Source organism: Bradyrhizobium sp. (assembly GCF_035701725.1).
Lineage (GTDB): Bacteria > Pseudomonadota > Alphaproteobacteria > Rhizobiales > Xanthobacteraceae > Bradyrhizobium.
This window is the reverse complement of the sequence record NZ_DASSRP010000156.1, coordinates 22,654-29,977: the sequence shown is the minus strand read 5'-3', so window position 1 is coordinate 29,977 and position 7,324 is coordinate 22,654. Positions and strand designations below refer to the sequence as shown.

Sequence of the window (7,324 nt, the reverse complement as noted above, 5' to 3'; positions counted from 1 at the left end):
CATCTTGTCGGCGGTCTGCCAGGTGCGGATGATCACCTCGCCGACCCGGCCCATGGCCTGGCTGTCGGAGGAGATCATCGCGAACGCACCGAGGTCGTGCAGGATGTCCTCGGCAGCGATGGTCTCGCGGCGGATGCGGCTCTCGGCGAACGCCAGATCTTCCGCGATCGACGGATCGAGATGGTGGCACACCATCAGCATGTCGAGATGCTCGTCGATAGTGTTGCGCGTGAACGGTCGCGTCGGATTGGTCGAAGACGGCAGCACGTTCTTCAAGCCGGCGATCTTGATGATGTCCGGCGCGTGGCCGCCGCCCGCGCCTTCGGTGTGGAAGGCGTGAATGGTACGGCCCTTGAAAGCCTTTACCGTGTCCTCGACGAAGCCGGATTCATTCAGCGTGTCGGAGTGCAGCATCACCTGCACGTCGTAGTCGTCGGCGACGGAAAGACAGTTGTCGATTGCCGCCGGCGTCGTGCCCCAGTCCTCGTGCAGCTTCAGCGCACAGGCGCCGGCCTTGATCATCTCGACCAGCGCGGCGGGCCGCGAGGCGTTGCCCTTGCCGGAAATGCCGAGATTGACCGGAAACGCATCAAACGACTGAATCATCCGCCCCATGTGCCACGGGCCCGGCGTGCAGGTCGTCGCATAAGTGCCGTGCGAGGGGCCGGTGCCGCCGCCCAGCATCGAGGTGACGCCTGACATCAGCGCATGCTCGATCTGCTGCGGGCAGATGAAATGGATGTGGCTGTCGAAGCCACCGGCGGTGAGGATCTTGCCTTCACCGGCGATCACGTCGGTGCCAGGCCCGATCACAATGGTGACGCCGGGCTGAATATCCGGATTGCCGGCCTTGCCGATCGCACTGATCATGCCTTCCTTGATCGCGACATCGGCTTTGACGATGCCCCAGTGATCGACGATCAACGCGTTGGTGATAACGGTATCGGCGGCGCCTTGTTTGTTGGTCGCCTGCGATTGGCCCATACCGTCGCGAATCACCTTGCCGCCGCCGAATTTCACTTCCTCACCGTAGGTCGTGAGATCCTTCTCGACCTCGATGATGAGATCGGTGTCGGCGAGCCGCACCTTGTCACCGGTGGTCGGGCCGAACATGTCGGCATAGACGGAACGTTTGATTTTCACGGACATGATTTCACCCCCCTTCTCCCTCCCGCGCCGCGGAAGACAGCCTGAACCCCGATTGCGCTACAGCTTGCCCATCACGTCGCCGCGGAAGCCGTAGACGGTCTTTTTTCCGGCAAGCGCGACGAGCTGCACATCGCGGGTCTGGCCGGGCTCGAACCGAACCGCGGTGCCGGCCGCAATGTCGAGCCGCATACCGCGTGCTTTCTTGCGGTCGAACTTCAGCGCGGGGTTGGTTTCAAAGAAATGGTAGTGCGAGCCGACCTGAATGGGCCGGTCGCCGGTATTGGCGACCGAGAGCGTCACCGTCTTGCGGCCAGCATTGAGTTCGATCTCGCCGTCCTTGATGAAGAGTTCGCCGGGGATCATCTCGACTCCTTTGTCATTCCGGGGCATCGCGGCAGCGATGAACCCGGAATCTCGATCAAAACTTCTGGATTCCGGGTCTGCCGCTTCGCGTCATCCCGGAACGACGAATAATTCTCACCGGATCGGCTCGTGCACGGTGACAAGCTTGGTGCCATCCGGAAACGTTGCCTCAACCTGGATGTCGTGGATCATCTCGGCGATGCCGTCCATCACCTGCGCACGGGTGAGAACCTGCGCGCCCGCCTGCATCAGTTCGGCCACCGTGCGGCCGTCGCGCGCGCCCTCGACGATGAAGTCGGAGATGATCGCAACGGCCTCGGGATGGTTGAGCTTGACGCCGCGTTCGAGACGCCGGCGCGCCACGATCGCCGCCATCGAGATCAAGAGCTTGTCTTTTTCGCGGGGGGAAAGATTCATGCGAGCACTCTGATTGATCCAGAACTAATTGAGCCACAACTAACTAAGCCAAAGCCGCGGCAAGGCCGAACCGCTGGCGCGGCCGAGCACCGCCATCATGTCCGCGCGCAGCCGCGCTGCATCTTGGGCACAGAAGCGCGCCATTGCAAATCCATTCCATGCGGAGAGGCCGACCTCGCCGCCGAACGACGGCGCCAGCTCGCGAATCCGCGCCACCAGAGCCTCATCGCCGGGCACGATCAAGGCCGTCCCGATCGCAACGCCGCCTCTGGCGATCGCCGGGCTCGCAAGTTTTGCGGCGATATCGCCGTCGAGACGAACGTTCTCGGCAAAAACCAGCTTACCCCCGCGGCGAAGCCGCCAGGAATCGAGAAAATCGCCCTCCCGCATGCGCTCACCCATCGCGAGGCGACCGAAGACGACGATTTCGCAAAGCAGAAGCGACGCATTCGCGGACAGGCTGATCTCGATGCGGCGGTGAATCCGCGTCCGGTCGAACAGGATGGTCTCCTGCGGCAACCACGACAAGTGCGAGCGGCCTTCGGCCCTGAGCGTGACATTGAGCGCCGCCGCGGCACCCTCGGCGCGGTAAATCTTCTCCGCCGCTGCCGTCGTGACGGTCAGCCGCGCCTCGCCGATACATGCGATATCAATGTCAAAGCGATCGCCGCCGGCAATGCCGCCCGCGGTATTCACCAGTACAGCCGAGAGGCCGTCATCTTCCGGGGAGGGAAAGCGAACCCGCAAGCTGCCGGCCTCGTGCAGCTCGCGCCGGCGCGTCGTACCGCCGACGCCGGCGACATCGAAACGCACCGCGCCCCGTGCACGGTTGGCGGCGAAAATCGCAGCGCTTTGATCTCTGGTATCGGTCTGCATCCGGTCCTACTTCACCCCACGCGCCGACCGCTGCACAGTCCGTCTACAAAGCCATTTGACGGCTGATTTCGCCTGGATCGAGGCTCGTTCGATCGCAGGCATATTTCACGGCACCACGATCCATGACCGCGAAATTGTCGCCGAGCTCGCAGGCAAAGTCGAGATATTGCTCGACCAGAACGATGGCGATGTGGCCGAGACTGCGCAGGTAGGTGATGGCGCGACCGATATCCTTGATGATCGAGGGCTGGATGCCTTCGGTCGGCTCGTCGAGCAGCAGCAACTTGGGCCGCATCACCAGCGCGCGGCCGATCGCGAGCTGTTGTTGCTGCCCGCCCGAAAGATCGCCGCCGCGGCGCCCCAGCATCGACTGCAGCACCGGAAACAGCGAGAACACGTCGTCCGGTATGTTGCGATCTTCGCGCTTCAAAGGCCCAAAGCCGGTCTTGAGATTTTCCTCCACCGTCAGTAGCGGAAAGATCTCGCGGCCCTGCGGCACGAAGCCGATGCCCTTGCGCGCCCGCTCGTAGGGCTTGAGGCCGGTGATGTCGGTACCGTCAAAGGTGATCGATCCCGAGGAAATCGGATATTGTCCGACCATGGCCCGCAACAGGCTCGTCTTGCCGACGCCGTTGCGACCGAGCACGCAGGTCACCTTGCCCGGTTCGGCCGAGATCGAGACGCCGCGCAGCGCCTGCGCCGCGCCGTAATAGAGGTTGATATCTTTTACCGCCAGCATCGTCGACCTCCGGTCGCAACGTGGCGAATGGCGAATGGCGAATAGCGAATTGATCGAGTCTGCATCATGCCTGTTCCGAACGCCGCCCTATTCGCCACTCACTACCGACTATTCGCTATCTTCCCAGATACACTTCGACCACGCGTTCGTTCGCCGAGACCTGATCGATGGTGCCTTCGGCCAATACCGTGCCCTCATGCAAACACGTCACCTTGACGCCGAGTTCGCGCACAAAGGTCATGTCGTGCTCGACCACCATCACGGTCTTGTCCTTGTTGATCTCCTTCAGGAGTTCGGCGGTCTGATGGGTTTCGACATCGGTCATGCCGGCGACGGGTTCGTCGACCAGCAACAGCTTGGGATCCTGCGCGAGCAGCATGCCGATCTCCAGCCACTGCTTCTGGCCGTGCGACAGGCTTCCCGCCAGGCGGTTGCGCGAATCCTTCAGGCGGATGGTCTCGAGCACGCGGTCGATGCGTTCGGCCTCGGCCCTGCTGCCGCGCCAAAACAACGTGCCCTTGACGCTGTGGTCGACGTTGAGCGCGAGCAGGAGATTGTCCTCGACCGACTGGCTCTCGAACACGGTCGGCTTCTGGAATTTGCGGCCGATGCCGAGTTCGGCGATCCGCGTCTCGTCAAGCCGCGTCAGGTCGGTGACGCCGTCGAACAGCACAGTTCCCTCGTCCGGCTTCGTCTTGCCGGTGATGATATCCATCATCGTGGTCTTGCCGGCGCCGTTCGGACCGATGATCGCGCGCATCTCGCCGGGCTCGAGCGTCAGCGAGAGATTGTTGATGGCGTGAAAGCCATCGAACGAGACGTGCACGCCGTCCAGATAAAGTAGCGCGGAGGTAGCCCTGACATCCCTGACATTCATCGCTCTCACTCCGCCATGTGAGGTTCGCTGACGCCGTCTTCGGCGGCGGCGCTTTCGGCGTTGGCGCTCGCGCGCCTTTCCTTCAACGGCTCCCACCAGCTGTTGAAAGTGCCGACGATGCCCCTGGGCAGCAGCAGCGTCACCAGGATGAAGAGCGCGCCGAGCATGAACAGCCAGTACGGCGCGAGCGGTCCCGAGGTGAAGAAAGTCTTGGCGTAGTTGACGACGACGGCCCCGAGCGCCGCCCCTACCAGCGTGCCACGCCCGCCTACCGCGACCCAGATCACCGCCTCGATGGAATTTCCTGGCGCGAATTCCGACGGGTTGATGATGCCGACCTGCGGCACGTAGAGCGCGCCGGCGACGCCGGCCATGCAGGCCGACAGCGTGAACACGAACAACTTGTAGGATTCGACGCGGTAGCCGAGGAAGCGCGTGCGCGATTCGGCGTCGCGCACCGCGATCAGCACCTTGCCAAGCTTGGAGGTGACGACCGCGCGGCAGATCAGGAAGGCCACGATGACGGCAAGGCAGCTTAAGGAAAACAGCGCCGCGCGGGTGCCATCCGCCTGCACGTTGAAGCCGAGGATGTCCTTGAAGTCAGTGAGACCGTTGTTGCCGCCGAAGCCGAAGTCGTTGCGGAAGAACGCCAGCAGCAAGGCGTAAGTCATCGCCTGCGTAATGATCGAAAGATAGACGCCGGTGACGCGCGAGCGGAACGCCAGCCAGCCGAAGCAGAAAGCGAGCAGGCCCGGCACCAGAAACACCATCAGCGCCGCAAACCAGAACATATCGAAGCCGTGCCAGTACCACGGCAGTTTCGGGTAGTTCAGGAACACCATGAAGTCGGGCAGGATCGGATTGCCGTAGACGCCACGGCTGCCGATCTGGCGCATCAGATACATGCCCATGGCGTAGCCGCCGAGCGCAAAGAACGCGCCGTGGCCGAGCGAAAGAATGCCGCAATAGCCCCAGATCAGATCAATCGAGAGCGCCAGCACCGCGTAACAGGCATATTTGCCAAACAGCGCCACCAGATAGGTCGGCACCTGCAACGCCGAGCCCGACGGCAGCAACAGGTTCGAAAGCGGAATCACCACGCCCAGGGCGGCGACCACCAGCACGAACAGCGTCGCGCTGCGGTCGAGCGAGCGCGTCAACAGATGCGGCATCATGCTTCCACCGCCCGTCCCTTGAGCGCGAACAGGCCGCGCGGCCGCTTCTGGATGAACAGGATGATCAGGACGAGGATCGCGATCTTGCCGAGCACGGCACCGGCGACGGGTTCGAGGAATTTGTTGGCGATGCCGAGCGTAAACGCGCCGACCAGCGTGCCCCAGAGATTGCCGACGCCGCCGAACACCACGACCATGAAGGAATCGATAATGTAGCTCTGGCCGAGATTGGGACTGACATTGTCGATCTGCGACAGCGCGACACCGGCGATCCCGGCGATGCCGGAGCCGAGCCCAAAGGTCAGCGCATCGACCCGCGAGGTCGCAATGCCCATCGATGCCGCCATGCGGCGGTTCTGTGTCACCGCCCGCATCTCGAGCCCGAGCGCGGTGTAGCGCAGCATCGCCAGCAGGATCGCAAATACCGCAAGCGTAAAGCAGAGAATCCAGAGCCGGTTATAGGTGATGGTGATCTGGCCGAGTTCGAAGGCACCGCTCATCCAGGAGGGATTTCCGACCTCGCGGTTGGTAGGGCCGAAGGCCGTGCGCACCGCCTGTTGCAACACCAGCGAAAGCCCCCAGGTCGCCAGCAGCGTCTCCAGCGGGCGGCCGTAGAGGAAACGGATGATCGTCCGCTCGATCAGAACACCGATCGCGCCCGCCACCAGGAAGGCGAGCGGCACCGCGATCAGAAGCGAATAATCGAACAAGCCTGGAAAACTGGTGCGGATGACCTCCTGCACCACGAAGGTGGTATAGGCCCCGAGCATCACCATCTCGCCATGGGCCATGTTGATGACACCCATGACGCCGAAGGTGATCGCAAGTCCGATCGCAGCCAGCAGCAAGACCGAGCCTAGCGAAAGCCCGTACCAAGCGTTCTGCACGCCCGACCAGATCGCAAGCGTGCTCTGGATCGAGGAAATGGCGCTCGCGATCGCCTTAGTCACCAACGGAGATTGATCGGAAAGGCCGGTGAGGAGCGCCAGCGCTTCCTGATCGCCCTTGGCTTTGACGATGGCGATGGCCTCCAGCTTATCGGCGTCACTGGCGTCGGATTTATTGAGCAGCATGGCCGCGCGCGCTTCGGCAAAGGCGGCCTTGACCGCCTTGTTGGTTTCTTTCGCGAGCGCGCCCTCGATCACCGGAAGCGCATTTTCGTCGTGCGCCTTGAAGACCGATTGTGCCGCCGCGATCCGCTTGGCCGGATCCGGCGACAGCAGCGTCAGGCTGCCCAGCGCCGCATCGACGGAACGGCGCAAGCGATTGTTGAGACGGACGGCGGCGGCATTGTCGGGCAGCTTGTCGACCGCGGCACCTGTCGCCGCATCGATGACCTTGCCGTCCTCCTGGGTGATAAAAACCTTCTTGGTATCGGGATCGGCCGACAACCGATCGTCTCCAAGCGCGCTGATGATCGGAAAAGCCAGCGGATTGCCCGACGCCGCAATTTCACCAATGGCTTCTTCAGTATCGGAGAATTCGTCATTGGCGAATTTCGCGACCGCATCCTCAAAGGCGCCGGCGAATGCCGGTACGGCCAGAGCGACGATCATGAAAACGGAGAGGGCGAGCGAACGAAAACGCCCGAAAAAGTCAGCGACCACTGGAGCCCCGATTCCGAAGTTCGCAAACTTTCGCGACACCTCTGATGCGAACTTCGGAATCAAGGGTAGCTCCAGCAACTTGTCGATTCTAGTGCAGCTTTGATTTTGCAGTTCCTAATAC

At 62.4% G+C, this 7,324-nt stretch carries 8 protein-coding genes; all 8 read right to left on the bottom strand.

The annotated features are described in order from the left end of the window. A partial coding sequence (locus VFL62_RS09160; RefSeq protein WP_325172051.1) for an urease subunit alpha occupies positions 1-1,149 on the bottom strand: 1,149 nt, incomplete at its 3' end. A gap of 57 nt (positions 1,150-1,206) precedes the next feature. Then, a complete protein-coding gene (locus VFL62_RS09155; protein ID WP_325172050.1) occupies positions 1,207-1,512 on the bottom strand; it encodes an urease subunit beta in 306 nt (101 codons plus the stop codon). A gap of 114 nt (positions 1,513-1,626) precedes the next feature. Next, entirely contained in the window at positions 1,627-1,929 is a 303-nt protein-coding gene (locus VFL62_RS09150; RefSeq protein ID WP_325172049.1) for an urease subunit gamma, read from the bottom strand. A 39-nt stretch (positions 1,930-1,968) separates the two neighbouring features. After that, positions 1,969-2,805, bottom strand: coding sequence for an urease accessory protein UreD (locus tag VFL62_RS09145; protein ID WP_325172048.1), 837 nt, complete (start codon positions 2,803-2,805; stop codon positions 1,969-1,971). A gap of 43 nt (positions 2,806-2,848) precedes the next feature. Continuing rightward, positions 2,849-3,544: an urea ABC transporter ATP-binding subunit UrtE gene (gene urtE / locus VFL62_RS09140; protein WP_325172047.1), complete on the bottom strand. Its 696-nt coding sequence runs from the start codon at positions 3,542-3,544 to the stop codon at positions 2,849-2,851. A 115-nt stretch (positions 3,545-3,659) separates the two neighbouring features. Further along, positions 3,660-4,421: an urea ABC transporter ATP-binding protein UrtD gene (urtD, locus tag VFL62_RS09135; RefSeq protein ID WP_325172046.1), complete on the bottom strand. Its 762-nt coding sequence runs from the start codon at positions 4,419-4,421 to the stop codon at positions 3,660-3,662. Between the two features lie 5 nt (positions 4,422-4,426). Continuing rightward, entirely contained in the window at positions 4,427-5,596 is a 1,170-nt protein-coding gene (gene urtC, locus VFL62_RS09130) for an urea ABC transporter permease subunit UrtC (protein WP_325172045.1), read from the bottom strand. Beyond that, complete coding sequence (gene urtB / locus VFL62_RS09125) at positions 5,593-7,152, bottom strand: urea ABC transporter permease subunit UrtB (protein WP_325172054.1); 1,560 nt, start codon at positions 7,150-7,152, stop codon at positions 5,593-5,595. The genes urtC and urtB overlap by 4 nt, the downstream gene beginning before the upstream one ends. Positions 7,153-7,324 lie beyond the last annotated feature (172 nt).

Bases quoted from the DNA above. Each gene is read 5' to 3' on its own strand.
- VFL62_RS09155 (WP_325172050.1), bottom strand. From the start codon at position 1,512: ATGATCCCCGGCGAACTCTTCATCAAGGACGGCGAGATCGAACTCAAT.
- VFL62_RS09150 (WP_325172049.1), bottom strand. From the start codon at position 1,929: ATGAATCTTTCCCCCCGCGAAAAAGACAAGCTCTTGATCTCGATGGCG.
- VFL62_RS09145 (WP_325172048.1), bottom strand. From the start codon at position 2,805: ATGCAGACCGATACCAGAGATCAAAGCGCTGCGATTTTCGCCGCCAAC.
- urtE (WP_325172047.1), bottom strand. From the start codon at position 3,544: ATGCTGGCGGTAAAAGATATCAACCTCTATTACGGCGCGGCGCAGGCG.
- urtD (WP_325172046.1), bottom strand. From the start codon at position 4,421: ATGAATGTCAGGGATGTCAGGGCTACCTCCGCGCTACTTTATCTGGAC.
- urtC (WP_325172045.1), bottom strand. From the start codon at position 5,596: ATGATGCCGCATCTGTTGACGCGCTCGCTCGACCGCAGCGCGACGCTG.
- urtB (WP_325172054.1), bottom strand. From the start codon at position 7,152: ATGATCGTCGCTCTGGCCGTACCGGCATTCGCCGGCGCCTTTGAGGAT.